Origin of the sequence: Kitasatospora sp. NPDC098652, assembly GCF_044760155.1 — a bacterium.
GTDB lineage: Bacteria > Actinomycetota > Actinomycetes > Streptomycetales > Streptomycetaceae > Kitasatospora.
Genome location: NZ_JBIWAQ010000006.1, coordinates 310,045 through 334,470, shown reverse-complemented (window position 1 = coordinate 334,470; position 24,426 = coordinate 310,045). Strand labels below are relative to the sequence as shown.

The 24,426-nt window shown below is 72.2% G+C and carries 26 protein-coding genes and 1 pseudogene; 20 read left to right on the top strand and 7 right to left on the bottom strand.

Features of this window, described 5'->3' with window-relative positions; all coding sequences use genetic code 11:
- Window positions 1-16: 16 nt before the first annotated feature.
- The 3 genes from ACIQWA_RS16995 to ACIQWA_RS16985 all read left to right on the top strand — a co-directional run bounded on the left by ACIQWA_RS16995 (window position 17) and on the right by ACIQWA_RS16985 (window position 2,554).
- Entirely contained in the window at window positions 17-466 is a 450-nt protein-coding gene (locus ACIQWA_RS16995; protein ID WP_402483135.1) for a hypothetical protein, read from the top strand.
- Entirely contained in the window at window positions 463-1,209 is a 747-nt protein-coding gene (locus ACIQWA_RS16990) for a hypothetical protein (protein WP_402483132.1), read from the top strand. Before ACIQWA_RS16995 ends, ACIQWA_RS16990 begins: the two co-directional genes overlap by 4 nt.
- A gap of 433 nt (window positions 1,210-1,642) precedes the next feature.
- On the top strand, window positions 1,643-2,554 hold the full coding sequence (locus ACIQWA_RS16985) for a hypothetical protein (protein WP_402483130.1): 912 nt from the start codon (window positions 1,643-1,645) through the stop codon (window positions 2,552-2,554).
- A 94-nt stretch (window positions 2,555-2,648) separates the two neighbouring features.
- Here the strand turns inward: ACIQWA_RS16985 and ACIQWA_RS16980 are convergent, their stop codons facing one another.
- A complete protein-coding gene (locus tag ACIQWA_RS16980; RefSeq protein ID WP_402483330.1) occupies window positions 2,649-3,251 on the bottom strand; it encodes a TetR/AcrR family transcriptional regulator in 603 nt (200 codons plus the stop codon).
- Between the two features lie 339 nt (window positions 3,252-3,590).
- Between ACIQWA_RS16980 and ACIQWA_RS16975 the strand changes: the two genes are divergently transcribed.
- The 7 genes and pseudogenes from ACIQWA_RS16975 (at window position 3,591) to ACIQWA_RS16945 (ending at window position 8,579) form a co-directional block, all read left to right on the top strand.
- Window positions 3,591-4,016 carry a CU044_2847 family protein gene (locus ACIQWA_RS16975; protein WP_402483127.1) on the top strand — a complete coding sequence of 142 codons (426 nt, stop codon included), beginning with the start codon at window positions 3,591-3,593 and terminating at the stop codon, window positions 4,014-4,016.
- A complete protein-coding gene (locus tag ACIQWA_RS16970) occupies window positions 4,013-5,644 on the top strand; it encodes a hypothetical protein (RefSeq protein ID WP_402483124.1) in 1,632 nt (543 codons plus the stop codon). Before ACIQWA_RS16975 ends, ACIQWA_RS16970 begins: the two co-directional genes overlap by 4 nt.
- On the top strand, window positions 5,641-6,198 hold the full coding sequence (locus tag ACIQWA_RS16965; protein ID WP_402483121.1) for a hypothetical protein: 558 nt from the start codon (window positions 5,641-5,643) through the stop codon (window positions 6,196-6,198). The genes ACIQWA_RS16970 and ACIQWA_RS16965 overlap by 4 nt, the downstream gene beginning before the upstream one ends.
- A 5-nt stretch (window positions 6,199-6,203) precedes the next feature.
- Window positions 6,204-6,788 (top strand): hypothetical protein, encoded by a 585-nt coding sequence (locus ACIQWA_RS16960; RefSeq protein ID WP_402483119.1) that lies wholly within the window; start codon window positions 6,204-6,206, stop codon window positions 6,786-6,788.
- 1,197 nt (window positions 6,789-7,985) lie between these two features.
- A pseudogene (locus ACIQWA_RS16955) lies at window positions 7,986-8,048 on the top strand (hypothetical protein); the annotation flags it as partial.
- A 124-nt stretch (window positions 8,049-8,172) separates the two neighbouring features.
- Window positions 8,173-8,304, top strand: coding sequence for a hypothetical protein (locus ACIQWA_RS16950; protein ID WP_402483115.1), 132 nt, complete (start codon window positions 8,173-8,175; stop codon window positions 8,302-8,304).
- The gene (locus ACIQWA_RS16945; RefSeq protein ID WP_402483113.1) at window positions 8,292-8,579 is read left to right on the top strand and encodes a hypothetical protein; all 288 of its coding nucleotides are present in this window, start codon (window positions 8,292-8,294) and stop codon (window positions 8,577-8,579) included. The genes ACIQWA_RS16950 and ACIQWA_RS16945 overlap by 13 nt, the downstream gene beginning before the upstream one ends.
- Window positions 8,580-8,611: 32 nt before the next feature.
- On the opposite strand, the gene ACIQWA_RS16940 is transcribed toward ACIQWA_RS16945, so the two are convergent.
- The 3 genes from ACIQWA_RS16940 to ACIQWA_RS16930 all read right to left on the bottom strand — a co-directional run bounded on the left by ACIQWA_RS16940 (window position 8,612) and on the right by ACIQWA_RS16930 (window position 13,069).
- A complete protein-coding gene (locus ACIQWA_RS16940) occupies window positions 8,612-10,369 on the bottom strand; it encodes a PHP domain-containing protein (protein ID WP_402483110.1) in 1,758 nt (585 codons plus the stop codon).
- An 86-nt stretch (window positions 10,370-10,455) separates the two neighbouring features.
- Entirely contained in the window at window positions 10,456-12,171 is a 1,716-nt protein-coding gene (locus ACIQWA_RS16935) for a DNA polymerase Y family protein (RefSeq protein ID WP_402483107.1), read from the bottom strand.
- 1 nt (window position 12,172) lies between these two features.
- Entirely contained in the window at window positions 12,173-13,069 is an 897-nt protein-coding gene (locus tag ACIQWA_RS16930; RefSeq protein ID WP_402483104.1) for a hypothetical protein, read from the bottom strand.
- Between the two features lie 168 nt (window positions 13,070-13,237).
- On the opposite strand from ACIQWA_RS16930, the gene ACIQWA_RS16925 reads away from it, so the two are divergent.
- The 4 genes from ACIQWA_RS16925 to ACIQWA_RS16910 all read left to right on the top strand — a co-directional run bounded on the left by ACIQWA_RS16925 (window position 13,238) and on the right by ACIQWA_RS16910 (window position 16,117).
- On the top strand, window positions 13,238-13,915 hold the full coding sequence (locus ACIQWA_RS16925) for an ArsR/SmtB family transcription factor (RefSeq protein WP_402483102.1): 678 nt from the start codon (window positions 13,238-13,240) through the stop codon (window positions 13,913-13,915).
- Window positions 13,912-14,649 (top strand): SRPBCC domain-containing protein, encoded by a 738-nt coding sequence (locus ACIQWA_RS16920; RefSeq protein WP_402483099.1) that lies wholly within the window; start codon window positions 13,912-13,914, stop codon window positions 14,647-14,649. Before ACIQWA_RS16925 ends, ACIQWA_RS16920 begins: the two co-directional genes overlap by 4 nt.
- 119 nt (window positions 14,650-14,768) lie before the next feature.
- Window positions 14,769-15,341: a dihydrofolate reductase family protein gene (locus tag ACIQWA_RS16915; protein ID WP_402483097.1), complete on the top strand. Its 573-nt coding sequence runs from the start codon at window positions 14,769-14,771 to the stop codon at window positions 15,339-15,341.
- Between the two features lie 185 nt (window positions 15,342-15,526).
- Window positions 15,527-16,117: a DinB family protein gene (locus ACIQWA_RS16910; protein ID WP_402483094.1), complete on the top strand. Its 591-nt coding sequence runs from the start codon at window positions 15,527-15,529 to the stop codon at window positions 16,115-16,117.
- Between the two features lie 60 nt (window positions 16,118-16,177).
- Here ACIQWA_RS16910 and ACIQWA_RS16905 read toward each other — a convergent pair whose 3' ends face one another.
- Window positions 16,178-16,504: a TfoX/Sxy family protein gene (locus ACIQWA_RS16905; RefSeq protein WP_402483091.1), complete on the bottom strand. Its 327-nt coding sequence runs from the start codon at window positions 16,502-16,504 to the stop codon at window positions 16,178-16,180.
- Between the two features lie 331 nt (window positions 16,505-16,835).
- Here ACIQWA_RS16905 and ACIQWA_RS16900 point away from each other — a divergent pair, with 331 nt between their 5' ends.
- The 4 genes from ACIQWA_RS16900 (at window position 16,836) to ACIQWA_RS16885 (ending at window position 19,683) form a co-directional block, all read left to right on the top strand.
- Window positions 16,836-17,243 carry a VOC family protein gene (locus ACIQWA_RS16900; protein ID WP_402483089.1) on the top strand — a complete coding sequence of 136 codons (408 nt, stop codon included), beginning with the start codon at window positions 16,836-16,838 and terminating at the stop codon, window positions 17,241-17,243.
- 151 nt (window positions 17,244-17,394) lie between these two features.
- Complete coding sequence (locus tag ACIQWA_RS16895) at window positions 17,395-17,790, top strand: MmcQ/YjbR family DNA-binding protein (protein WP_402483087.1); 396 nt, start codon at window positions 17,395-17,397, stop codon at window positions 17,788-17,790.
- A 305-nt stretch (window positions 17,791-18,095) separates the two neighbouring features.
- Window positions 18,096-19,247 carry an SUKH-4 family immunity protein gene (locus ACIQWA_RS16890; RefSeq protein WP_402483085.1) on the top strand — a complete coding sequence of 384 codons (1,152 nt, stop codon included), beginning with the start codon at window positions 18,096-18,098 and terminating at the stop codon, window positions 19,245-19,247.
- Between the two features lie 55 nt (window positions 19,248-19,302).
- Window positions 19,303-19,683 carry a hypothetical protein gene (locus ACIQWA_RS16885; RefSeq protein WP_402483083.1) on the top strand — a complete coding sequence of 127 codons (381 nt, stop codon included), beginning with the start codon at window positions 19,303-19,305 and terminating at the stop codon, window positions 19,681-19,683.
- On the opposite strand, the gene ACIQWA_RS16880 is transcribed toward ACIQWA_RS16885, so the two are convergent.
- Together ACIQWA_RS16880 and ACIQWA_RS16875 are read right to left on the bottom strand one after the other, a co-directional pair.
- Window positions 19,598-21,145 (bottom strand): MFS transporter, encoded by a 1,548-nt coding sequence (locus ACIQWA_RS16880; protein ID WP_402483080.1) that lies wholly within the window; start codon window positions 21,143-21,145, stop codon window positions 19,598-19,600. The genes ACIQWA_RS16885 and ACIQWA_RS16880 overlap by 86 nt on opposite strands.
- Window positions 21,138-22,100: a DMT family transporter gene (locus ACIQWA_RS16875; RefSeq protein WP_402483327.1), complete on the bottom strand. Its 963-nt coding sequence runs from the start codon at window positions 22,098-22,100 to the stop codon at window positions 21,138-21,140. Before ACIQWA_RS16875 ends, ACIQWA_RS16880 begins: the two co-directional genes overlap by 8 nt.
- A 160-nt stretch (window positions 22,101-22,260) precedes the next feature.
- On the opposite strand from ACIQWA_RS16875, the gene ACIQWA_RS16870 reads away from it, so the two are divergent.
- A complete protein-coding gene (locus tag ACIQWA_RS16870; RefSeq protein ID WP_402483324.1) occupies window positions 22,261-23,151 on the top strand; it encodes a LysR family transcriptional regulator in 891 nt (296 codons plus the stop codon).
- 185 nt (window positions 23,152-23,336) lie between these two features.
- Window positions 23,337-24,389, top strand: coding sequence for a DUF2332 domain-containing protein (locus tag ACIQWA_RS16865; RefSeq protein WP_402483077.1), 1,053 nt, complete (start codon window positions 23,337-23,339; stop codon window positions 24,387-24,389).
- Window positions 24,390-24,426 lie beyond the last annotated feature (37 nt).

The following is a 24,426-nucleotide window of genomic DNA, read 5'->3' as shown; positions in this document are numbered from 1 at the left end:
GAATGTGAGGTATGTGATGTCCGGAGACCAGCCGTTCGCCAGACACGCAGGCGTCATCGTTCTCCTGTTGCTGCTGGTCGGCTTCCTCGCCACTGTGTGGCTGGCCGTTTACGGCATCAGGATGCTGGTCCGTACCCGGGCGAAGAGATCCCGCGTAACGGCTCTCGTCTCGGCCTCAGCCTTGGCTTGGGCCACGACGGTCGGTCTCTACGTATGGGGCCTGCTCCATCTGTTCACGGCCGACGACTACACCGCGGCCAGGGCATGCGATGAGGCAGTGGGGAAGCAAGTGACCGGCTACGACTCCTCCTTCATCCCCCTGGAGTTCGGCTGCGTCAGCTCCTCCGGCCGCACCGTCCCGGTGCTCATCCCCTCATACGTCAACCCGGTGCTGGCCGTTCTCCTGGTCTGTGCCGTAACGCTCACCGTATTCGCGATCGTCCGAAGCAAGGAGAAAACCACGTGACGGCGAACATCCCGCGGCGCGCCCTGCTGCGTCGTGCCATAGGCATTGCCGCAGGCGCCGCGGTCGGATCACAGTTGCTCGCCACGCCCGGCTACGCGGCGGCCCCGACCCCTGGTCCAGACCCTGACGCCGTGCGCAAGCTGACAAAGGAGGCCCAGGAGCGGGAGGCCCGGGTCCGCACTGGCATTGCCTCGAGCAATGGCTGGGAGATGGAGAAGGTCACGGACGACCGAGGCAACATCTACACCCGCCCCGTTCCCGGCACACCGCTGAACGTCCAGGTGCGCATGGGCGACGTCGAAACAGCCCTCGTGTACGTGATCAGCCGCTTCCACTACGAGGTCGACACACTGCGCGAAGGCGACGTGGTCGGCTGGCGTACGCCGGCCTCGGTACGCCGCGACCGGGCGGATTCCAACCAGGCATCCGGCACAGCCATCCAGATCCGCCCCGGCTCCTACCCCTCCGGAGCCCGTGGAGGTTTCTACCCTCTTGAGGAGGTGACCATCCGGGACATCCTCGCCGACTGCGAAGGCGTGATCCGCTGGGGAGGCGACGATCGCGTGCCGGACGAAGCCCTGTTCTACGTCGACGTGCCCCCCGGCGACCAGAGGCTGAACAAGCTCGCCGACAAGTTCCGCAGCTGGGCCCACACTCCGGGCCAGGGCGCGGGTATCGTGATTGACCCCCTTCAGCCGGATCGCCTGAAGGCCGCAAAGCGCTTGGCCAGTCAGCAGGCCTGAACCCGCGGGTGAGTGGTCCGGGCCTTGCCGGTGACGGTGAGGCCCGGACCAAAGACGCGCTCGTACCCCGAATGAGAGGAGCAGCCAGGCCTACACGTTGCGACCGGGCATGGTCGGCCCGCCCTGGCGCCGCACCCGAGGCAGCTGCGGCAACGCCAGTGGACACCACGCCCACCGCGGTGCGCAGAGCCAGGTCTACGAGGTCCCGGCATCGACTCGTGGCCCGGGCCACGGCCGGGTTCGGGGTTGGGTTCGGGGTCGGGCGCCGGCGGCGCGGAAGACGGGCACGGTGGTACATGAAGCCCCCAGGGGTCGGTTCAGGTCGGAGCCGACCGGGAAGTCCGGTCCGTCGCGGCCGCCTGTTCCCGTTGTCCCACGCAGGCCGATGGCGATCCCAGCTCGCGGCGGCCGATCTCGGTGTAAGTTCCACGGCGTGATGAACGGTCAGGCTGGCTGGGAGTCGGGAACGGCTGACGATCTGGTCGCGGATGCGCTCGGGCTGGGTGTTCAGGCGACCGCCAGGATGGTCACCGACTACGTGGAGGTCGGGCTGCTCGCCCCTCCGCGGTACCGCAAGACCACGCAGCGCGGCAGCGACCAGCGGCTGTTCCCGCCGGAACAGCGCCGCCTGTTCTACGAGCTGTGCCGGGCCAAGCAGCGGTCCCCCTTGCCGCGGGTGCCGCACCGCACCATGATCCCGGTGGTCCTGTACATGTGGCTGACTGACGACACGGTCATCCCCGCCGAGCAGGCCCGGCGGGCGCTGCGCACCCACGCCAGCGCCACCGGCATCAGTGCGGAGGGACGACGCCGGAAGAGTGCGAACCAGGTCGTTGAGCAGTTCGCTCACCCGACCGCTACGACCGCGCAGCGCCTCCGGCTGGCTCAACTGCTGAGAGAGGGCGAGCAGACCCGGCGCCCAGATTGGGACGCGGTCGCGGATGCGCTCGCGGCTGTGGCCAGCCCGTGGCGGCGCGGCGAGGGCCCGGCCGAGATCGTCCGTGGTTTCGGGCCGCCCCAGATGCCGCTCACGACGGATCAGGTGGGGGCGATATGGGAAGCCAAGTGGGCGGTCACCCGACAGCTGAGAACCGAGTCCGTGCCCGAGGGCAAGCTCCTGGAAGCCCGCGAGGCGGCACGGAAAGACTGGGCCGGGTATGCGGCGCAGCGGCCCGCCCTGATGCGCGACGCCGGCCACCTGGCACACATCTTCGACGTTCCCGAAGATCAGGAGCAGATGGCCCGGCAGCACGTCAACCGCTTCCTCGCCGTCCTCGCCCACGCGTTGGGCGAGATGCGGCCGGCGTTCCAGCGGGCCGCTGAGCGGGCACACGCCCGGCTCTGAGTCAGGCACCGGTACGAGCTGGCGGCCGCTGCGGAGATGGGCCGCAAGCGCGAGCGCTGGCTGTGCGCCTTCAGTGGTTGGTGGGTTGGGCCTCTCAGCTGGTTCCGGGTGGGCGCGGGTTGTCGGGGTACACCGCGTCCAGCAGGTCGCGGACGAAGCGGTCGGGGTCGTCCAGTCCGGCGGCGGCCAGGACGGCGGGGCCGTCGGCCAGCAGGCGGGGGATGGCGCCGTGCAGGGCCAGGGTGACGGCGGCGGCCCGTTGCGGGGTGACGGGCAGGCGGGCGGCCCGCTGCGCCTCCTCCAGGCCGGCGAGGTCGGCGGCGGCGACCACACCGAGGACCTCGGACAGCCAGTCCTTGCGGGCAGACTCGTTCTGGAGTTCCAGGTAGGCGAGCATGCGGGCCCGCCCGGGCCCGGCGACATCCTTCAGCAGTGCCCCGAGCATGCCCGCCAGGCCCTCGCGGTCCTTGGGGGGGCCGGCGGCGGTTGAGCGCGCCATGACCTCGTGGTACTGCTCCACGCACCGCTCGGCCACTGCTCGCAGCAGGGCGTCCCGGCTCGGGAAGTAGTTCTTGGCGGTACCCGGGGGCACCTCGGCGGCCGTGTCGACGGCGCGGTGCGTCAGCCCGCGTCCGCCCTCTTCAGCCAGCACCTCGATCGCCGCGTCGCGCAGCAGGTCGCGCCGGTCCTGATTCACCGTCAACGTTCCTCGTTCCTGGAGCCTTGCCGATGATACCGCAGCCGTGGTACCACAGATGTGGTGACGGAGGGATTTGGTCGGTCCGTCCGCCTGTTGCTGGCATGGCAGGGCGCATCGGTGCCGGATTCCTCTGTCTCACCGCGTTCCACTGGCCAGCTCCGCGTAGCGGGTGGCGCCGTATACGTACGGAGTACCCGGGGCAGCTTACCTACCGGCGTCGGATCCAGTCCGGACGGGCTCCGGATGAGGTCCGGGATTCACCTGTCCTCGCCGCAATGATTCAGAGTAACGCGCCTGCGTCAAAAGCGACTTGATGATAAATCTGGGGACTTTCTCATGTACCTGAGTGTGCCTTTCGAGAATGGCGAGAGCATGGTCGTGGAACTGCCCGAGGGGCAGGGCTCCGGGGTCCTCCGGGCGACTCGGGGTGAGGCGTTGATCGAGTCGTCGGCTGAAGCGTTCGAGTCCGGACTGGCCCGGGTGCGGCATGTCGCCGGGGTTCTGCTGGAGCGGCTGGGCGATCTGCCCAGGCAACCCGACCACATCCGGGCCGAGTTTGGAATCAAGGCTCAGAGCGTCCTCGCGAAGCCCTGCTTCGAGTGGACATGGCACTGGCGAAGGGCCGTGAAAACGAGTGGACACCGAAGGGCGAGAAGTCCTCGGTGCGCTTCCGGGCCATGGGGACGAGCGCCATGCTGTCTACTGGAGCTCACCCAAGATTCTTACCTGGAGCGGCAGTTAGGGCATCGGGGGGATGCGTGACCACCTCCAGCAGGTTTGTTTCTCTGTCATCGGCCATCGAGCCGCGGTACGCCCGAAGCGAGGCCACTCGGCTGCTCTGTGCGGGCGTCTACTTCGACGGAGAGTTCCGTCAGCGCGTCATCGAGCAGTTGGTGGAGCATGAGGAGCGGCCGGTGGCTCCCTCACTCGGGATCGACGCTTTGCAGGTCCTCGCACACGCGCATCGCTCCCGCCGCTGGGAGGCGCAGACCGCTCTGTACCTCCTGGTGATCTGGGTAGGGTTCATCGTATTCGGGCTGTTCGGGATCGGCTCGGACGAGGTGCTGCCGGCGATACCCTGGTTCGTTGCTTACACGATGGTCTGCATGACGTCGTGGGCGGTCCAAGGGACTCCTCTCGCGATCTTCGTTCTCGGCCGTTCGGTCGTCAAGGAGGCCACTCGCGGCAGGCTGGGGAAGGTACTGCCGCTGGGAGCGTTCCTGGTGACGGTGGCCTACTGGGGGCTTGCCGTCTTCGCGCTCTTCAGGGGTGTCGACGCCTGGGCGGCGCTGGTGTTCCCCGCGCTTCTGGCGCTGCCCGTGCAGGCGTACCGTACGCAGGTGGTGTCCGTGATGCGCCTCAGCCTCAGCCGGACCGCCTTCGCCACGCAACCCCGTGCGAAGTTGCCGGACCGTGCCCAGTACCAGCGCATCGGTGCGGCCATCGACCGGGAGCAGCACGCCGGCATGGTGATCTACGACCCGTTCAAGCCGTTCGTCGGTGCCGGCGAGCCTTACAAGCCCTGGTCGGTCGTCACGGAGCTGCGGAGCAAGGCGGGACAGCACCCGCGTCCCGAGGCACTCACCGCTCGTGAGGTCATCGACCTCATCAGACCTCGTCTCGAAGCCCTGGCCACGTCGGCCGCGGCCACCAGTCGCGACCGCCTGCGCTCGATCGAGATCGACGAAGTGGTCTATATGCCTGCCGGCTTGTCCCGGAGCCAGCTCGACTTCCAGCCCGCCCAGATCCGGCAGCAGATCAACGGCGCCGTCGGTGAGGGCGGTGAGGCGCGTCGGCACTTCCTGCGCATCCGAGTCGGAGCCTGGGACGAGCGGATCGGTCTTTCCCTCCTGGTCCGTGTGCACACGCAGGGCGGGATGCTGGTACTGGAGGTCGTCCCGCACGTACTCGCCCCGATCCGGCACGAGTTCAACTCCGTGGACGTGGTCGCGGCACGTGGCGCCGCTGGTCCGCTGCGTCAGGCCGTGTCCGCTCTGTTCGTCAGCCCGGCGGCGAACCCGGCTGCCGGGGTCTCGCTGGTCGGCACCACGATGTCGCTCCTCCGGGTCTGGCTGACCATGCCGCACCAGGCACCGCTCGACGCTCCCGCCGCGTCGGTGCGGGAGTTGGGCAGCGTGAGTGACCTGTCGTTGTTCCAGGAGATGGACATCAACCGGTACGTACGGACGCTGCAGGACCGGATTGCCAGCGGAGTGGAGGACGCGCTGCGCCAGAAGGGCTACGAGACCAGCGAGTTCCAGCAGTACATCATCAACGTGAGCGGGGACGGGATGTTCATCGGAGGGATGAGCGGAGGCGCGGTCGCCATGGGCGCGTGGGCCTCGGCACATAACGTGAGTGCTATGGACATGAAGGGGAATACGCCATGACGTCGGCTTCCCATGACGAGGAGAACACGGAGGGCACCGATCCGGTGCTGCGTTCGCAAGGGGTGGTAGGTGGTATCAGCATTGGCACGCTGACCGGCGGAGCCGTGGCCGCCGGGCCGTCGGCCCGCGCAGAGGACCGTTCGCACCGCTCCGGGCAGCCGGCGCCGACAGGCAGCCCCTGGCCGCCTACGGCGCCACCGAGTACTCCCGGTGGCATCAGCATCTCCGTGATGACCGGTGGCGCGGTGGCGTCCGGTACCGAAGTCCAGGCGCTCGACCAGTCGATTCAACGGATCGAAGCGTCCACCGAATTGCTCGTTGCGGTGCGGGTCCTGCGTGAGCAGTTGCGCTCTGTCGACACCGGAGCGGAGACGGCGGAGCTTGGTGCGCAGCTCGACGAGGCCGAGGAGGAGATCACCACGACGGGTCTGGTGAGACGCGACCGGCTTCAACGGCTGCGCGAGCGGCTCGAACTCGGCACGAGCACGGTTGCGGGACTCTCCTCGGCTGCGGCCCTCATGCAGCAGATTGCCCAGCTGAGCGGGCTGGGCTAGCCACCATGGGACAGTGGGACGAGGACCGGCAGCAGTGGGAGCCCTTTCGTCCGGACAAGCCGCCCCCCGGAGGAGCCTCTCTACGGCTGCTGATCGTGGTCATGGTCGGGCTCCTTCTCGCTGGCGGAGCCGGTGTCGGACTGTGGGCGTTGTCACGCTCCCAGGAGGGGCAGCCGCCAGCCTTCGTACCGAACGTTCTCCAGCCGGTCACGACCTTGCCGCCCGAGACGCTCACGCCGGTGTCCCCGACCGAGGTGACGGTAACCCCGCCCACTCCTTCGCCGTCGGTCCTGGGACCGCGCGCGGTGGTGATGCGGTACTACCGGGACCTGAACTCCAAGGACTACCTCGACGCCTGGAGCCTTGGCGGCAGCAACATCGCTCAGACCTCGTACGACCAGTGGGTCGGCGGCTTCGCCACCACCAAGGAGATCGAGGTGGCTGCCTCGGACGACGTCACGGCGCCGGGCACGGTAAACGTCTTCATCGAAGCTACCCAGACCGACGGCACCGTGAGGCGGTTCACGGGCACCTACACCGTCATCAATGGGGTGATCTCCAGCGCGCACATCACCAGCAGTGATCCCTGAAGGGTCCACTGGACGAACAGCATAGGGATCATCGACCGCCTGTCGAAGCCACTCCCAGCGCCGACTCCTTGCCCTGCCTGGCTAGATCACGAGACCGCACTGGAGTGCTGAGAGATCCGGCAGCCCGCCCCGGGTGGCCGCTGCAGTGCGCGGCTTCAGGGGCCGAGTCGTGCGCGGTACCGGGGCAAGGAGGTGCCGGGCCTCGGGCGAGGTGAGAGCGGCGAGCGTCGACAGGGGGTCAGGTAGCGGGTGTGGATGGGGTCGCCGAGGACAAGCCGGGCCATCAGCTCGTGTTCGAGGTACTCGCGGAGCACTAGGGCAGCCTCGATGTCCGTCCGCCTGGGCCGCAGATGACGACCCGTCAGCCACTGGCCGCACTGGCAGGCAGCGTAGCCGTCGGGATGACGTGAGCCTCCGGCACTCACCGTTGGAGAAGGCCCAGGGTCTCCGGTTCGCCGATCGACTCGGCTCTCCGCATGCTGCGGTTGGTGACGTTCGGCTGTGCCCGTTGAGCCCTCCTGGTTCGGGTTTCGAATCCCCAGCAAGGCCAAGAGGGTCTCCCACTTCTCCACAGATCACGGAGGCGACGAGGCGAGATGCCCCTCCACCCACGCATCGATCAACTCGTCCAGGTCATCACCAGATGCGTCCATATAGCGACTCTACGAGATGATGCGCGGCGGAGGCTGGCACGGCGGCCGGGACAAGAACAATGGAGAGCCCAACGAGGGCGGTGGCGGCGCGGCAGCCACCGCGAGATGTGATCATGCGTCAGGAGATAGTGTCTCTCCGTCCAGGAAGAGCTGATCGCCACCCGCCCGAGGGCGTGTCGGCGAAGTACCAGGCCGCGACCCAGTGCTTCGACAGCGGCGCCTTCCTGCCCAAGTTCTCCTGGACCGGCGTCGTCCGCCACCAGCTCGTCAAAGGCGGAGCACCTGGACGACCCAGCCCTGATCGATTACTGGCGGGACCGCCGACGACGCAAAGCGCCACCGCCGATGGACAAGACCAGTCTCGTCCTGGCGGTGCGGCAGCAAGGGCCCTGTCCCCTCTGCAAACAGGCGCTGATCGCCGGGGCCGAGTACGAACCGGACAGCCCACGCGAGTGGATCAACTGGTTCGCCTCGAACGAAGATGCTCCACAAGCATCACTTCACCTACCGGTGACACGGCGGCACGGACGAGCGGAGCAACCTCCGCCTCGTGCACTCCGAATGCCACCGCCAGCATCACGCGGGCGACAGCAAACGGACCGCGTAAACCTGCTGACCTGCGAAGTCCTTGGGTGCTTGCTTGAGCCGTGTGCCTGGAAATCGGGCACGCACGGTTCCGAGAGGGCCGGGTCACGGCAACCTGACCCGCCCGCCCGACCACACGCGAGGAGGTGTTCCAGTACGTCTACCGGCGGTACGGGCGCGAGCACGCCGCCCAGGTGGCCAACGTGATCACCTACCGCCCCCGGCTGGCCCTGCGCGATGCTGCCCGAATGTGCTCGGCTACCCGATGGACCAGGTGAACGCCTTCTCCCGGCAGGTGGACTTCCACGGCCCACCCCGCGAGGATGCCGTGATCCCCGCCGACGTGCTCAAGCACTGCGCCCAACTGCACGGCGTGCCGCGCCACCTGGGCATCCACTCGGGCGGCATGGTTCTGGCCGGGGAGCTGATCGGGCGGAGACGAAGCGGCTGCTGTGTGCGAGCGCTCAACCACCGGGTCTTCGCCCACGGTTGGGGGACTTCCCCGCTGTTGCTCACACACGGTGAAGGCAGCCAGCGAAGGTGTTGGCCCTGATTGCGTGCTGAGTGCGGACGTGAACCGCTAGATCAGTGCGCAGCAATGCGGACGTGGCAGGTCAGGGGATTGGCTTTGTGCACGGGGCAGCGGACCCTACACGGGCAGATCTCCCCGATCGGCTCCTTGGTGAGCACCATGCCGCCCGAGTGGATGCCCAGGTGGCGCGGCAGGCCGTGGAGCTGGGCGGCGAGCGAGAGCACGTCGGCGGGGATGACGGCGTCCGCGCCGGGGGCGGAGCGGAAGTCGGTCTGCCGACTGAAGGCGTCCACCTGCCCCTGCGGGTAGCCGAGCACCCGGGCGGCGTCGCGGATCGCCAGCCGGGGCCGGTAGGTGATCACGTTGGCGACCTGGGCGGCGTGCTCGCGCCCGTAGCGGCGGTAGACGTACTGGATGACCTCCTCGCGGCGGCGGTTCTCGATGTCCAGGTCGATGTCGGGCGGGCCGTCCCGGGCGGTGGACAGGAAGCGCTCGAACAGCAGCTTGTAGTGGATCGGGTCGACGGCGGTGATCCCGAGGGCGTAGCAGACCGCCGAGTTGGCGGCCGAGCCGCGGCCCTGGCACCAGATGTCCTGGCTCCGGCAGAAGTCCACGATGTCGTGCACGATCAGGAAGTAGCCGGCCAGCGCGAGGTCCTCGATCACGTCGAGCTCCTTGGCGAGCTGGCGGCGGGCGGCGGCGTTGCCGGGGCCGAAGCGGGCCGGGCCGCCGGCCGCGACCAGGGCGCGCAGGTGGCCGATCTCGGTCTCCCCCTCGGGGACGGGGTAGCCGGGCAGTTCCGGGTCCAGCTTGGTGAAGTCGAAGGCGCAGGCCCGGCCGAGTTCGGCGGTGGCCCGCCGCACGCCGGGGAAGCGGGCCAGCCGGGCGGCCATCTCCCGGCCCGAGCGCAGGTGCGCGGTGCCGGAGGCCCTGGTCCAGCCGGCCGCCTCCTGGAGCGTGCGGCGCTCGTGCAGGGCGGCCAGGCTCTGGGCGAGCCGGCCCTGGGCGGGGCCGGCGTGGTGGGCGTTGGTGGAGGCGACGACGGGCAGTCGCAGTTCTCCGGCGAGCGCGGCGAGGGCGTCGTTGCGCCGGTCGTCGCCGGGCAGCCACTGGTCGATCAGCTCGACGTACACGTTCTCGCGGCCGAACGCCTCGGTGAGGGTACGCAGTCGCCGCTCCGCCCCGCCGGTCGCGAGGGCCGCCGGGACCCGGCCGAGGCGGCAGCCAGTGAGCACCGCCCAGTGGCCGTCGTGCGCCTCGGCGAGCGCGGCGAAGTCGTACGCCGGGCGGCCCTTGGCGCCGCCGGCCAGTTGGGCGGCGGCGATCGCGGCGGAGAGGCGGCGGTAGCCGGCCGGGTCTCGGGCGAGGACCAACAGGTGTTCGGTGGAACTCTTGTGACTGATCGTCAGCTCGGCTCCGAACACGGTGGCCACGCCCGTTCCCCGGGCTGCCTCGGCGAGCCGGACGGCGCCGTACAGGCCGTCGTGGTCGGTGATCGCCAGGGTCTCCACGCCCAGCCGGGCCGCCTCGGCGACCAGGTCCTCCGGGTCGCTGGCGCCGTCCAGGAAGCTGAAGGCGGAGTGGACGTGCAGTTCGGCCCAGGGTTCGACGGAGGCTGGGCCTCCGGGCTTTACGGCAGGGGGTTCCGCGGTGGGGGGTTCCGCGGTGGGGGGTTCCGCGGCAAAGGCTTCCGCGGCGCGGGCTTCCTCGGCGGGGCGGCGCAGCGGGACGACCGTGCGGTCCGGCGCGGCGCCGGTCAGCCGGCGGTGCAGTTCGCTCCACGGGACGGTGGGGTGGCTGGTGAAGCCCATCGGGGGTTGCCTTCGTCGTTCTCGTACTGGTCCTGCCCCCCTTGCCCCCCTGCCACGGGCCTTCGGGCCTTCGGGCCTTCGGGCCGCTAGTCGTAGCCGGCCTCCAGGTACCACGCACCCCCCTCCACGGTGAGCAGCAGCGCCCGACCGCCGTCCACCACCACCTGGAACCGCGCCCGGCGGCGGGCGAGCGACTGGTCCCACCAGTACTCGACCGCCGGCCAGGGCCCGGTCCAGGCCGCCACCCGCTCCTCGCGGCCCCCGGTCACGACCAGGGCCGGCCGGCCCGACACCCCCGCCCGGCCGTCCACCGTGACCGGCCGGCCGGCCTCGTCCAGCACCCGCACCGGCGCCGGCTCGCGCAGCACCACGGCCGGCCAGAGGTCCGCCGACCGCTCCGCCAGCCGCCCCGGCCAGGGCGCGTCCGCCGCGGCTGCCGCCTCGTACGGCTCGCCCCACGGCACCCGGACCTGCTGCTCGCCCGGGCCGCGACCGCCGGCCGGTTCGATCCGGCGCAGCCCGGCGTGCCCGAGCACCGACTGCACCCGGGCCACCGCGCGCTCCACCCGGTCGTCCGCGACGGCCTGGCCCCACAGGGCGAGTTGGCGGCCCTGGTCCGGGGAGAGGCCGTCGGGGGCGAGGCGGAGCAGGGCGAAGCCCGCTCGATCGCCGTGGCCGGCGGCGAAGGTGCCCATGCCCTGCCAGGCCTGGAGCTGCCAGCGGACCCGTTCGGCCAGCGCCGTCGCGGACAGCCGGCCCTCGTGCCGCCACAGCCGGGAGGCCGTCCGGCCGTCCGCGCAGGCCACCTCGACCGCCACCCGGCGGCAGGTCAGCCCGGCCCCGGCCAGCCGCCGGTGCAGCTGCTCGGCCAGCGTGCGGGCGACGAACACCAGCGGCTCGGCCGACCGCTCCGGCGGGTCGAAGCGCTGCTCGACGGCGAGGTCCGGCTCCTCGTCGCGCGGCACCAGCGGGCGCGGCTGCAGGCCGCGGGCCAGCCGGTGCGCGACCGTCCCGGTCGGGCCGAAGCGGTCCGCGACCGCCTCGGGCGGCAGCCCGGCGAAGGCCCCGACGGTGGGCAGGCCGAGCCGCCCCAGCAGCTCGGCCAGCGCCTCGTCGCCCAGCGCGGCCACCGGGTAGGGGGCGAGGAACTCCGCCGTACGGCCGGCGGGCACCAGCACCCCGGCGCGGGCGGCGAGCACGGCGGCGAACAGGCCGTCGGCGACGCCGATCCGGGCGTGGGGGGCGGTCGGGGTGGTGGGCTCGATCGATTCGGTGGAGCGTTCGGCGGCGCGGTCGGTGGGTCCGGCGGATCCGGCGGCTTCGACGGGTGGGCCTGGGGTGGTGGCGGGCATGGCGGGCACCGCCACCGCGCCGGGGACGGCGTCCGGGACGGGCGGTCGCCCGAGAGCGTCCGCCACCGCCGCGCCGACCAGGGTCGCGAGCGCCTCCTCGCCGCCGAAGTAGCGGCCCGGGCCCTTCACCGGGATGGCGCACAGGCCCGGGCGGATCACCTCCACCCGGGGCGTGAACGCCTCCACCGCCGCGACCACCGGCTCGAAGCGGCGGGTCTCCGCCTCCGGGTCGCGGTCGCGCAGCTCCAGTTCCGGGCAGAGCCGCTGGGCCAGCTTGAGCCGTTGCCCCTGCCGCACCCCGGCGGCCCGGGCACCCGCCGAGCAGGCGAGGATCCGGCCGGCCTCCGTCACGGCCACCGGGTCGTCACCGGTGACGGCCACCACCGGCCAGTCCGGGCACCAGACCACCAGGACCCTGGGGGTCCGGTCGCCGTCGGGCGTCGTCGGCATGTCACACCACCGCCGCCACGAGCGGGGCCGCCTCGGCTGCGGCGGGCAGGGTGGGCACGGCTACGGCGGGGACGGCCGCGGGGACGGCGGGCACAGCCACGGCGGGGACGGCCACCGGGACAGCCGTGGGGACGACCGCGGGGCCCGGGGGAACGGCGAGGGGCTGCGCCTGCTCCCGGACCGGGCGCACCGCGCCGTGCTCGTCCGGCAGCCAGAGCCGGGCCGTCCGGCCGCGCACCGCCGAGCCGCGCCCCTCGGCCACCACCTCCACCTGACGCCCGGCGAGCTGCCCGTAGCCGTCCCCCAGCCCGAACCAGCGCCTGGACCGCACCCCCAGCCGCAGCGCCGCCCCCGGCCACGGGCCGGCCACCAGCAGCACGCAGCCGCTGCGCCGCAGCACGGCGGCCAGGCGGGCGGCCAGCTTCGGGGGCACCGGCCCGTCCGGGCGCAGCATGATCAGTTCGACCGCGCCGGCCAGCACCGACACCACCTCGGGCCAGTGCCGCCCCGGGTCGTCGGCGACCAGCAGGCGGCGCAGGTCCAGCCCGTACCCCTCGGCGGCGGCGAGGCCCAGGTCCGGCAGCCCGATCGCGGCCGCCCAGCCGCCCCCGGCCTCCCGGACCCCGGCGGCCAGCGCGAGCAGCAGTCCGGCGTCTCCGCCCGCCACCGACACCGCCGTCCCGCGCCGCAGTCCGCCGTCCGGCAGCACCTCGCGCAGGGCGGGCACCACCGGCACCAGTCCGTGCCCGGCCGCCTGCCCGTCCGCCTGTCCATCAGTCCGCCCGGCCGCCCGCCCCGCCTCGGAGGCGGGCACGGCAGCCGGGAGCGCCACCGGCCGCAGCACGGGGCGTTCGGGCTGCTCGGCGGTGGATTCGAAAGCAGGTTCGAAAACGGACACAGCCCCAGGATCGAACATCCGTTCGCAAAGATTCAAGTCCACCCCACCGCCCTCATTCGTCACACTCCGTGTCGGATGCGCCGAATGCCGGAGCCCCCTTGGCCCTTTCGGCTGACCGACAACCCTTTTTTCCTTGACAAATTTTTTTGTCGGTCGGATGCTGGAGGAGTGCTGGACGTCGCCGTGATCGAAGAACCCGCCGCGGCCGAGGCCTCCCTGGACCCGATCCGGTCCCGGATCCTCGCCGCCCTCGCCGAGCCCGGCTCGGCCGCCATGCTGGCCACCCGGCTGGAACTGCCCCGACAGAAGGTCAACTACCACCTGAAAGAACTGGAACGGCACGGACTCGTCGAACTCGCCGAGGAGCGACGCAAGGGCAACGTCACCGAACGGGTGTACCGCGCCACCGCCGCCTCCTACGTGATCTCCCCCAGCGTCCTGGCCGCCGTGAGCCCCGACCCCTCCCGCTCCCCCGACCAGCTCTCCGCCCGCTGGCTGCTCGCCCTGGGCTCCCGGCTGGTGCAGGAGGTCGGGGCCCTGCTCACCGGCGCCTCCCGGGCCGGGCGGCGGGTCGCCACCTTCGGCATCGACGCCCAGGTGCGGTTCGCCTCCGCCGCCGACCGGACGGCCTTCGCCGAGGAACTGTCCCTGGCCGTGGCCACCCTGGTCAGCCGCTACCACGACGAGTCCGCCCCCGGGGGCCGCAGCCACCGGGTGGTCGTCGGACTCCACCAGATCCCCTCGGCGCCCAAGCCCGAAGGCAACCGCCCCCAGCCCGAAAGTGGCCGATCCCAGCCCGAAGGCGACCGGCCGCAGCCCGAAGACGACCAGGAGAACCGGACGTGACCCACCCCTTCGAGATCGAACTGGAGACGACCCTCCCGGCGAGCCCGGAACAGGTCTGGGAGGCCATCGCCACCGGACCGGGCCTCGACTCCTGGTTCATGGGCCGCAACGAACTCGACCCGCGCGAGGGCGGAACCGCCGGCATGGAGATCGGCGGCCACCGCACGGAGGCGGTGGTCACCGCCCACGAGCCCGGCAAGCGCCTGGCCACCCGCACGGCCACCGCCGAGGACGGCCGGTTCATGGCCTTCGAGTACCTGGTCGAGGGCCGGGACGGCGGCAGCACCGTGCTCCGCGTCGTCCACAGCGGCCTGCTCGGCGACGACTGGCAGGACGAGTACGACGCGCTGCGCCGCGGCTGGCCGTTCCACCTCCACACGCTCCGCGAGTACCTCACCCACTTCCCCGGCCGCACCGGCACCCCGGTCTTCGCCGCGGCGCCCGGAGGCGGGCGCCCGGACCCGGAGGTCCGCAGCCTCCTCGCCGACGCACTGTCACTGCCGCTGCCGGTCACCGTGGGTGCCCGGACCCACGCCGAGCCGGCCGGACTGCCCGCGCTGGACGGGGAGGTGGTCTGGGCGGACGACGAACGCTTCGAACTCCGCACCGCCGACGGGCTCCTCACCTTCCACCACGGCGCGGGGACGGCGCTGATGTTCCACCACCTCTTCGGGCCCGGGACGGACGGGGCCGAAGCCGCCTGGCAGCGGTGGCTGGCCGGGCTTCTCGCCTGACCCGCGCCTGGCCCTCGCCTGACCGACGCGCACGCACCGCCCGTAACCGCCTCCGCAGAGCCCACGAGAACCGAGGACGTCGCGACGTCCGCAGAGCAACGAGAACCGAGGAACCACCCATGCGCACCCTGATCAGCTCCGCCTTCATCTCGCTCGACGGCGTCGTCGAGGCCCCCGGCGGCGAACCCGGCTACCGGAACTCCGGATGGACCTTCAAGGACGTCGAGTTCCTCCCCGAGGCCTACGAGATCAAGGGCCGGGAGCAGGAGGAGGCCACCGCGATGCTGCTGGGCCGGGTCAGCTACCAGGCGTTCAGCCCGGTCTGGCCGGACATGCCGGAGTTCGCCCGCTACAAGACGCTGCCGAAGTACGTCGTCTCCACCACCCTCACCGAGGACGACCTGGTGTCGAACTGGGGCGAGACCACCATCCTGCGCTCGGTCGACCAGGTCGCCGCACTCAAGGAGACCGAGGGCGGGCCGATCATCCTGCACGGCAGCGCCGCCCTGAACCACAGCCTCTCGGACGCCGGCCTGATCGACCGCTACCACCTGCTCGTCTACCCGCTGCTGCTCGGCGCGGGCAAGCGCCTGTTCAGCGCCACGGACAAGGACACCCAGAAGCTGGAGCTGGTCGAGCACCAGGTCTACGGCAACGGCCTGCAGAAGCAGATCTTCGACGTCGTGCGCTGACCGGCGTTCCCGCCCAGCGTCCCCGGGGCCCGCGCCCGTCGCGGACTGCCGGGACCGTCGCGGACCGCCGGGGACCATCGCGGACCGCCGGGGACCCGGGTGCTCGCCCCATGGGACGGGCTCGACGCTCGACCGGTCCGGCTTAAACCGATGGACAGGTTCCCGGCGGTCAACAGACTGATCCCATGACGGCGAACGACGACAAGAACGACCTGCGGATCTACGTCCAGGACGCCCGCGACGCCCTGTTGTGGAAGCTGGACGGCCTCTCCGAGTACGACCTCCGGCGACCGCTCACGCCCACCGGTACCAATCTCCTGGGGCTGGTCAAGCACGTCACCGGAGCCGAGGCGCTGTACCTCGGCGAGACCTTCGGGCGCCCCTTCCCCGAACCGACCCCGCTGTGGATCATCGGCACCGACGAGCCGAACGGCGACCTGTGGGCCCGGGCCGAGGAGAGCACCGAGGAGATCGTCGGGCGCTACCGCCGGGTCTGGGCGCACTCGGACGCCACCATCGAGGCGCTGCCGCTGGACGCCGTCGGCCGACTCCCGTTCGGCGACCGCCCGCAGCAGACCCTGCACCGGGTACTCGTCCACCTGATCGCCGAGACCCACCGGCACGTCGGCCATGCCGACCTGGTCCGCGAACTCGTCGACGGCGCCACCGGCCAGCGCTCCGACGGCGCCAACACGGCCCCCGGCGACGCTTCGTGGTGGCGGGCCCACCGCGACCGGGTGGAGCAGGCGGCTCGCGAGGCGGGCGGACTCGCCTGAGCCCCGGGGCGGAAGCGGAACCGGCTCACCTCCCGGAACTCGCGTCGGGGACGGAGGGGGTCACTTCGGCGGAAGTGCGGCAGCGGCCCTCTGCCCCAGTTGCAGCCAGTCGTCCAGGACGTGGTCGTCGAGGACTTCTCCCGCCACGATGACCCAGCCCTTCGAGATCCGGCCGCGGACCTCGAAGGGCCGCGCGCCGGGCTGGGCGAGGGCCTGTGGGGTGTCGTCCGGGGCGACTCGTACCAGCAGTTCGTCGCCGACCACGCCGACCGCCGTGTTTCCCCGCACCGTGAAGACGAGTCCGCCGAACATCTTCTTCGCGACGACCTCGCAGTCCTCCTCCAGCAGCTCCCGGACCCGCTCCGCCAGCACCTCGTCATACGCCATGGCCCTGACGCTACCCACGCGCCACGGCCCCTGCCCGCGCAGCCCCACCATGAGCCGTATAGGACATTAACTGTCCTATACGGCCATTACGGTCTTTTCGGAGGGCGAAACCGCGGGACCGTCCTGCTCGGCCCCTCCCGCCGGCCCTTCCGCACCAGCAGCACCCGCTGACGGCCCCAGCCGCTCACAGCGGCTGCTCTCACCAGGACGGCGGCCCCCGGAGTGCACGCACGCCCCGACCGGCGGAGAAAGAAACCGCAGGCGCCGGGCGCCGGCCGGCCCCGCGCTCGCACACCGGTGAAGACCGCCCACCCCCGATCATGGAGGATTCATGCCGTTCGCTCCCTGCCTGAGCGTCAAGGACACCGCGGCCAGCGTCGCGTTCTACAAGCAGCTCGGCTTCGACGTCGACTCCAGCACCGCCCGCCCCGGCGACGACATCCACATGCTGCTCTACCGGGGCGGATTCTGCGCCATGCTCTACAGCAACACCGACCTGAAGAACTGGCTGCCCAGCCTGGCCGACACCCCCATCGGCTTCGCCGGCATGTTCTACCTCGGCGTGGACGACTTCGACGGCGTGCACGACCACATCGCTCAGCACGCCGAGATCGTCAAGGACACCGACACCGACCACACCGGCCAGCGCATCTTCTACTTCCGCGACCCGGACGGCTACGTCATCGGCATCAACGACCAAGCCGCCCTCCAGGCCAGCGACCTCGGCAAATACGCCTGACCCGGGCTCAGGACGCCCTGGCTCGGAGCGTGGTCCGGCGAGGGACCGGCCGATCGCGCTCCCCCTCGGCCCGGGGGCATCGCCCCACGGGAGCACCTGGCCGGGTCCCGACGGGCGACCTGCCCTACCCGCGCACGAAAGACGACACCGAATGAATCCCGACGAGGTCGCGGCATACGCCCTGGACCTGCCCGAGGTCAGTGAGGAAGAGCCCTGGGGCCCGCACCGGCCCGTCTACAAGACCGGCGGCAAGATCTTCGCCACCCTGGCAGCGGCCACCACCTCCCAGCCCGACCGGCTGAGCATGAAGTGCGAAGCCGCCCTCGCCCTGCACCTGTACGAGCAGCACCCCGCGGTACGCCCCGGGTACGGGTACCAGGGCCCGCGGTGGCACTGGATCACCGTGCACCTGGACGGCACGGTCCCCGACGAGGAGATCGCCGAAATGATCAGCCACTCCTGGCAGTGCGTAGTGGACGGCCTGCCCCGCACCCCACGCGACCGGCTGCGCAGGCTCCACCGCGATCAGGCCCATCGTCGTCCGTAGAACGGTAGGTAGCGGCCCGGGAAGTTGATGTGCCTGCCGGTCCTTGAACGGGGAGAGGCGGGCGGCGTCCTCGTTCTTGATGTCGTGGCCCTCGGCGCGGAGTCGGGCGCGGAGTCGGGCGCGGAGTCGGGCGACGGCGGCGTCCAGGCAGGTGCGGCGGGGCGGGTGCCGGCTGGCGGCGGGTCCGGAGGGGCAGGTGCGGCGGGGCAGGTGCGGAGGGGCAGGTCCGGAGGGGCGGCTGCGCTGTCGGGTCGGCCCGCTAGGGTCGGGTGGGACAGGGGGCGGAACGGGGAAGGGCGGGGCACGTGGAGTGGGTGCGGGTGGCCGGGGTGCCGGGTGGCGTGGTGCACGGGGGGAGCCGGAAGTTCCTGGTGCGGGAGGGGCTGCCGGCGGCCGGGGCGTTCCTGGACTTCCGGGTGCTCGGCGGCGGCTCACTGAAGGCCCTCCCGACCGCCGGCCCGGAGCGGCTCTTCGTCCTCGGGGAGACGGACTACTGCACCCCCTTCGCCCCCGTCGGCGACCTGGTGCTGCTGGACGGCACCACCGGCGAGGTGCTCCTCGGCAACGGCGGCCCCCGGCGGGACCGGCTGGCCTCCGACCTGCCCGCGCTGGCCGCGCTGGTGCGGGAGGTGGAGGCCGTGGGCGAGGCGGCCCGGCGCCCGGAGGCGCTGGCCGGACGGCGCGGGCCCGCCGTGGTGGCCGAGGTGACGGCCGGCACCGAGCGGCGGATGCGGGAGATCGACCCCGGGCTGTTCGGGCACGACGCCACGCCCGCGCACTGGGGCACGGCCCTGCTGGTCCGCGCCCTGGGCTGGGGCGCGCTGCCCGGCGGCCCGGGCGGCCCCGCGTACCGGGTCGGCACCGAACTGGTCACCGAGCTCGCGGCACTGACCGACGAGGACGGCGGGGCGGGCCGGGTGCACCGGTTCCGGCCGGAGGCACTGCCCGCCGCCCTCACCCACGAGCCGACCCGCCGACTGCTGACCGAGGTCGGACTGCCGCTCGGCGGTGCGATGTTCGGGGTGTGCGAGGAGCCGCTGGTCACCATGGCGGAGGCGTACCCCGAGTACTTCGACGGCGAGGAGGAACGCCCGTACCAGCGGGACTACCTCGCGCTCGGGGACTGGCCGTCCGACCTCACCATCGCCCTGGACGGCGCCACCGGGCGGCTCGAACTTCCCGACTGGTACGACGACGGGCAGCCCGAGGCCTACCTCAACCGCGACCTGACCGCCCTGCTCTATGCCCTGTGGACGTACGAGCGGCTGCGCGCCGAGTGGGAGCGCTGGGAGCACGGCCGGGGCCGGGACACCTGGGCGGTGTTCGACCCGCAGTCGCTGCTGAGCACCGTGGTGGACCGGCTGGTCGAGGGCGTCGATCCGGAGGCCTTCGCCTCGCCCGGGCGGTCCTGGCGGCTGCTCGCGGAGGACGGACACCTGGGCGGGCTGCTCGGCTGAACACCGGGGGCCGCTCCTCCCTCGGCCGGTGCCCCCGCGCCGGTACGCTGCCCCGGTGACGAACATCCGTACGGCGGCCGGGCGAAGACGGGCGGTGCTCCTCGGCATCGGCGCCGGTCTCTCCCTCGCCTCGGCGGGCGCGCTGTACGCCCTGCTGTACGTGCGGTCGCTGGGCTACGGGGAGCGCTGCGAGCGCGGCCTGGTGTCGGGCGGCGGTCGGCTGCTGGAGACGGGCGCCTCCTGGCTCCCGCCGGACGCCTGGTGCCGGTTCGAGGACGGGAGCCTGTCCACCACGCCGTTCTGGGCGCTGCTGCTGTTCTACGCGCTGCTGACCGTGCTGGTCTGGTCGGTCATCGCGCTGGTGCACACCGTCCGTCCGCGTCCGGACCCGGGGCTGGGCTGGCAGCCGGGGCACGGTACCGGGGCGGGCTGGTAGGGGCCGGGCTGGTGGGCGCCGTACCGGTGGGGGCTGTACCGGTGAGGGCCGGGCTGGTGGGGGCCGGGCTGGTGGGGGCCGGGCTGGTGGGGGCCGTACTGGTGGGGGCGTTGGTGGCCGTGCTCACCGGTGCTGCGGACGGTCGGCGGCGGGTGCGCAGCGGGGACAGGTAGACCGGCAGGAAGGCCGTCGCGAGGACGGCCCCGCCGAGCCAGAGCGTGGTGCGCAGGCCGAGGAGTTCGCCGAGCAGCCCGGAGAGCGCGGAGCCGATCGCGAGCGCGCCGAAGAGCAGGAAGCGGAAGGTGGCGTTCATCCGGCCGAGCAGGTGGTCCGCGGTCATCCGCTGACGCAGGCTCACCCCGAGCACGTTGTCCATGCCGGTCTTGAGCGAGACCAGCAGCCAGCCCGCCCCGGCCAGGAGCAGCCACGGCCCGCCACCGATCATCGGCACCAGCAGTCCGGCGGGCGCCAGGCACAGGCCGGCCAGGGCGAGGGTGCGACCGTCGCCGAGCCGGGCGGAGACCGGGCGGGCGCAGCGCGAACCGAGCAGGATGCCGACCCCGCCGACCGCCCAGAACAGGCCCAACGCCCAGGCGGGGAGGTTCAGTTCACGTACGAACAGCACCGGGAGCAGGGTGTTGACCAGTTGCGAGCCGAGGTTGTTGAGGGAGGCGGTGGCGGCCAGGGCCCGCAGCTCCGGGTTGCCGAGGACGTGCCTCAGACCCTCGGCGATCTGCGCGCCGAGACCGGGGGTGAAGGTGGGGGTGGGGGTGGGGGTGTCGGGGTGGACGGGGACGTCATCAGCGGGGGTGCGGCGCAGGGCGGTCGGTCGCAGCATGGTCGGTCGCAGCGTGGTCGGTCGCAGCGCGGTCAGTCGCAGCGCGGTCAGTCGCAGGGCGGAGCCGAGGTGGCTGAGCGCGGTCACGGCGATCGCCAGTGGCGCGGTGAGCAGTTGGACCAGCAGCCCGCCCGCGCCGCGTCCGGCGACATTGCCGACCGCCATCAACCCGACCACGGCGGAGTTCGCGTCCACCAGGTGCTCGCGGCCGACCAGCCCGGGTAGCACGCTCTGCGAGCCGACGTCGAAGAAGACCGTGGCAGCGCCGGTGAGCAGCGCGACCGCGTACAGCTGCCCGAGGGTCAGCCCGCCGAGCCACCAGACCAGCGGGACGGAGGCGTAGAGCGCGGCCTTCACCAGGTCGGCCACGATCAGGACGCGACGGTGGTGCATCCGGTCGACCCAGGCACCGGCGGGCAGGCCGATGAGCAGGAAGGCGAGGGTACTCAGGGTGGCGAGCAGACCGGCCTGGCCGGGGCCCGCGTCGAGGGCCTCGACGGCGACCAGGGGGACAGCGACGTAGCCGACGTTGGTGCCGAGTTGGGTGAGGGCGGTGGCGGTGAAGAGGGTGCGGAAGTCGGGGATCCGCCAGAGGGAGTCGGGGCGCATGGTCCGTTCAGTCATGTGCGGGGGCGGTCGATACGGGGGCGGGGGCGGTCGATACGGGGGCGGGGGTGGGCTTCGGCCGGCGCTTCGCGAGGAACACCCCGGCGAGGACGACGGCCATCCCTGCCACCGCCCGTACGGTCAGCTGCTCGCCGAGGACCAGGGCGCCGAGCACGGTGGACACGACCGGCAGCAGGTAGCCGACGGTGGCGGCGCCGGTCGGGCCCTCGGTGGCGATCAGGCGGTAGTTGAGATGGAAGGTCAGCCCGGTGCAGGCGATGCCGAGGACGGTGACGGCGGCCAGGCCGAGCGGATCGGCGCCGGCGAGCGGGTTCAGCGGGCCGACCGTGGGCAGGGCGATCGTGCTCAGCCCGGCGGCGGCGGAGAGCTGGGCGGCGGAGAGGGCGAGCGGGGCGGTGGCCGCCCCGGCGAATGCTCGGGCCATGTAGGCGAAGGCGATGGCGTAACTCGCCGCCGCGCCGAGCAGGGTGAGCGCCCCGGGGATGCTGATGCCCCCGCCGGTGCCGCCGTTTCCGTCACCGATGCCGTCACCGATTCCGCTGCTGTCCTGCCACGGGGCGAGGATCAGCAGCACGCCGACGAAGCCGAGCAGCAGACCGGCAAGGCGCAGTGGCCCCCGGGCCCGCTCCGTCCCGAGGGCGAGGCCGATCAGCACCAACCAGAGCGGGGTGGTCGCGTGCAGCACCCCGGCCAGGCCGGAGCCGACGCTGCGTTCGCCGTAGGCGGTCAGCAGGAACGGCAGGGCGTTGCAGAAGAACGCGGCCACGGCGAGCCGCCGCCAGAGCGCGCCGCCGCGTGGCAGGCGTTGCCCGGCGGAGCGGGCGAGCAGCAGCAGGACGGCGGCGCCGAGGGCGGCGCGCAGCACGGTGATCTGCACCGGGGTGAGCCCGTGCTGCAGCGCGAGCCTGATCCAGAGGAAGCCTGAGCCCCAGAGCAGTGCGAGGACGGCCATCCGCAGCACGGTCCAGCTCCTTGTCGGTGGTGGTGTCGGTCGGGTTTCGGGTGTCGGGGTGCCCGATGACGGTCGCGCGCGGTGATCACTTAGCACAAGCGAAAAGTTCTGAATCACCTTTAAGCTGCGCTGCATGAATGCCTCACTCGACGTCCGCCGGATGCAGGTGCTGCGCGCCGTGGTCGACCACGGCTCGGTGAGCGCGGCCGCCGACGCCCTCGGCTACACCCCGTCCGCCGTCAGCCAGCAGGTGTCCACGCTGGAACGGGAGACCGGGACGGCACTGCTGGAACGGATCGGGCGGGGCGTGCGGCCGACCGCCGCCGGGCTGCTGCTGGCCGGGCACGCGGCAGCCATCGACCGGCAGGTCGCCGAGGCGGGTGCGGCGCTGGCCGACCTGCGGGCCGGACGCACCGGCTGCCTGACCGTCCGTTACTTCACCACGGCCGGCTCCGCCCTGGTGGCACCCGCGCTGGCCGTCTTCCGCCGCGAGTACCCGGGCGTGCGGCTCGACCTGGGCCTGACCGACCCCGTCGACCCGCTCATCGAGGTACGGGACGGCCGGGCCGACCTCGCGGTGGTGTTCCGGTCCGAGGAGGCCCCGACCGGCGTGCGGTTGGTGCACTTGCAGGACGATCCGTACCGCGCCGTGCTGCCCCGGGGGCACCGGCTGGCCGGACGGCGCGTGCTGGACCTGTCCGAGCTGGCGGACGAGCCCTGGGTCGGCGCCGAGCCGCCCGGCCCCTGTCGGAGCCTGGTGGAGGAGGCCTGCGACGCGGCCGGCTTCCGTCCGGCGCTCGCGGTGGACGGTGCGGACTACGTCACCGCCCAGGGCTTCGTCGCGGCGGGGCTGGGAGTGTCACTGCTTCCGGAACTGGGGCTGACGCAGCGCCACCCGGGCGTCACGGTCTGCCGGGTGCGCGGCCCGGAGCCGGTACGGACCCTGCACGCCGCCGTACGGGAGAGCGCCTGGGGGCAGCCGGTGCTCGGAGCACTGGTGGCGGCACTCCGATCGGTGGCAGCTCCGGCGTCGGCGATGCGGACGGTGTAGGTGGTGCGGGGGGGTGTGGGTCGCGGGGGGGTGATCGGGCCGGCGGCGCAGGTCAGTAGGCTCGTGCTCCGGCGCGACGGCGTCACGGCGTCACGGCGTCACCGCGTGACAGCGCCCGCACGGCGGAGGGCAGAGGCCCGGCCGGGGCTGCGCCACGATCGGGGCGGGGAAAGGGAGTACGGGCCATGGACAGCGTCACGGGGGACGTCTACCGGGCATTCGCGGAACGGGAGGCGCGCGGCAACTCGGCGATGTACCAGGAGCTGGCCGAACGGACGGCCGGCGATGCGGAGTTGCTCGGCCGGCTGGACGAACTGCCGGACGCCAAGCGGCAGCCGAACCTGCTGTTCGGCGCGGTGCGGCACCTCGGCGGACCGGTGACGGAGGGCTGGCCGGCCTTCCATACCTGGACGGTGGAGCGGTGGGCCGAGGTCTCGGCAACGATGCTGGAGCGGCGGACCCAGACCAACGAGGCAGGCCGCTGCGCCACCCTGCTGCCACTGCTGGCCTCGCTGCCGCAGCCGCTGGCGTTGATCGAGGTGGGCGCCTCGGCCGGACTCTGCCTGTATCCCGACCGGTACCGGTATCGATACCGATACCGGTACATGGCTGGTACCGGTACCGATGGTGCGGTCGATGCCAACAGCGCGGCCGGTTCGGCCGGTTCGGCCGAGGAATTCGGCGCGGCTGGCAGCCCGGTGACGCTGGACTGCGCGGTGAGCGGGCCGGTGCCCCAGCTGGACGCCCCGCGGAAGCGGCTGCCCGAGGTGGTGTGGCGCGCCGGAATCGACCTCAATCCGCTGGACGTCCGGTCCGAGGAGGACATGCGCTGGCTGGAGTCCCTGGTGTGGCCGGAGCAGACCCACCGGCTGGAGCGGCTGCGCGGCGCCGTCCAGGTCGCCCGGGCCGAACCGCCGCTGCTGTTTCGCGGCGATCTGAACGCGACCGTACGGGGGTTGGTGGCGCAGGCCCCGGCGGGTTCGACGCCGGTGGTGTTCCACAGCGCGGTGCTCGCCTACCTGTCGCCGGAGGCACGGGAGGAGTTCGCGGCGACCATGCGCGAGCTGCCTGCTCACTGGATCTCCAACGAGGCGGTCTCCGTCCTGCCGACCGTCGCGGAGCGACTCCCCCGCCCGGTCTCCGCCGGCTCCGGGCTGTTCGCGCTCGCCCTGGACGAGCGGCCGGTCGCCTTCACGGGGCCGCACGGGCAGAGCCTGGAGTGGTTCGCCGGGGCGTGAACCAGTGCCGTCGCACGCGTGGCCGTCGGCGCTGTGG

What these genes read in the sequence shown, in the direction of transcription:
- ACIQWA_RS16895 (WP_402483087.1), top strand. Translation starts at nt 17,395, where the DNA reads ATGAATCCCGACGAGGTCGCGGCATACGCCCTGGACCTGCCCGAGGTC.
- ACIQWA_RS16900 (WP_402483089.1), top strand. Translation starts at nt 16,836, where the DNA reads ATGCCGTTCGCTCCCTGCCTGAGCGTCAAGGACACCGCGGCCAGCGTC.
- ACIQWA_RS16945 (WP_402483113.1), top strand. Translation starts at nt 8,292, where the DNA reads ATGGACCAGGTGAACGCCTTCTCCCGGCAGGTGGACTTCCACGGCCCA.
- ACIQWA_RS16865 (WP_402483077.1), top strand. Translation starts at nt 23,337, where the DNA reads ATGGACAGCGTCACGGGGGACGTCTACCGGGCATTCGCGGAACGGGAG.
- ACIQWA_RS16935 (WP_402483107.1), bottom strand. Translation starts at nt 12,171, where the DNA reads ATGCCGACGACGCCCGACGGCGACCGGACCCCCAGGGTCCTGGTGGTC.
- ACIQWA_RS16870 (WP_402483324.1), top strand. Translation starts at nt 22,261, where the DNA reads ATGCAGGTGCTGCGCGCCGTGGTCGACCACGGCTCGGTGAGCGCGGCC.
- ACIQWA_RS16915 (WP_402483097.1), top strand. Translation starts at nt 14,769, where the DNA reads ATGCGCACCCTGATCAGCTCCGCCTTCATCTCGCTCGACGGCGTCGTC.
- ACIQWA_RS16875 (WP_402483327.1), bottom strand. Translation starts at nt 22,100, where the DNA reads ATGGCCGTCCTCGCACTGCTCTGGGGCTCAGGCTTCCTCTGGATCAGG.
- ACIQWA_RS16905 (WP_402483091.1), bottom strand. Translation starts at nt 16,504, where the DNA reads ATGGCGTATGACGAGGTGCTGGCGGAGCGGGTCCGGGAGCTGCTGGAG.
- ACIQWA_RS16995 (WP_402483135.1), top strand. Translation starts at nt 17, where the DNA reads ATGTCCGGAGACCAGCCGTTCGCCAGACACGCAGGCGTCATCGTTCTC.
- ACIQWA_RS16940 (WP_402483110.1), bottom strand. Translation starts at nt 10,369, where the DNA reads ATGGGCTTCACCAGCCACCCCACCGTCCCGTGGAGCGAACTGCACCGC.
- ACIQWA_RS16880 (WP_402483080.1), bottom strand. Translation starts at nt 21,145, where the DNA reads ATGACTGAACGGACCATGCGCCCCGACTCCCTCTGGCGGATCCCCGAC.
- ACIQWA_RS16960 (WP_402483119.1), top strand. Translation starts at nt 6,204, where the DNA reads ATGGGACAGTGGGACGAGGACCGGCAGCAGTGGGAGCCCTTTCGTCCG.
- ACIQWA_RS16910 (WP_402483094.1), top strand. Translation starts at nt 15,527, where the DNA reads ATGACGGCGAACGACGACAAGAACGACCTGCGGATCTACGTCCAGGAC.
- ACIQWA_RS16965 (WP_402483121.1), top strand. Translation starts at nt 5,641, where the DNA reads ATGACGTCGGCTTCCCATGACGAGGAGAACACGGAGGGCACCGATCCG.
- ACIQWA_RS16975 (WP_402483127.1), top strand. Translation starts at nt 3,591, where the DNA reads ATGTACCTGAGTGTGCCTTTCGAGAATGGCGAGAGCATGGTCGTGGAA.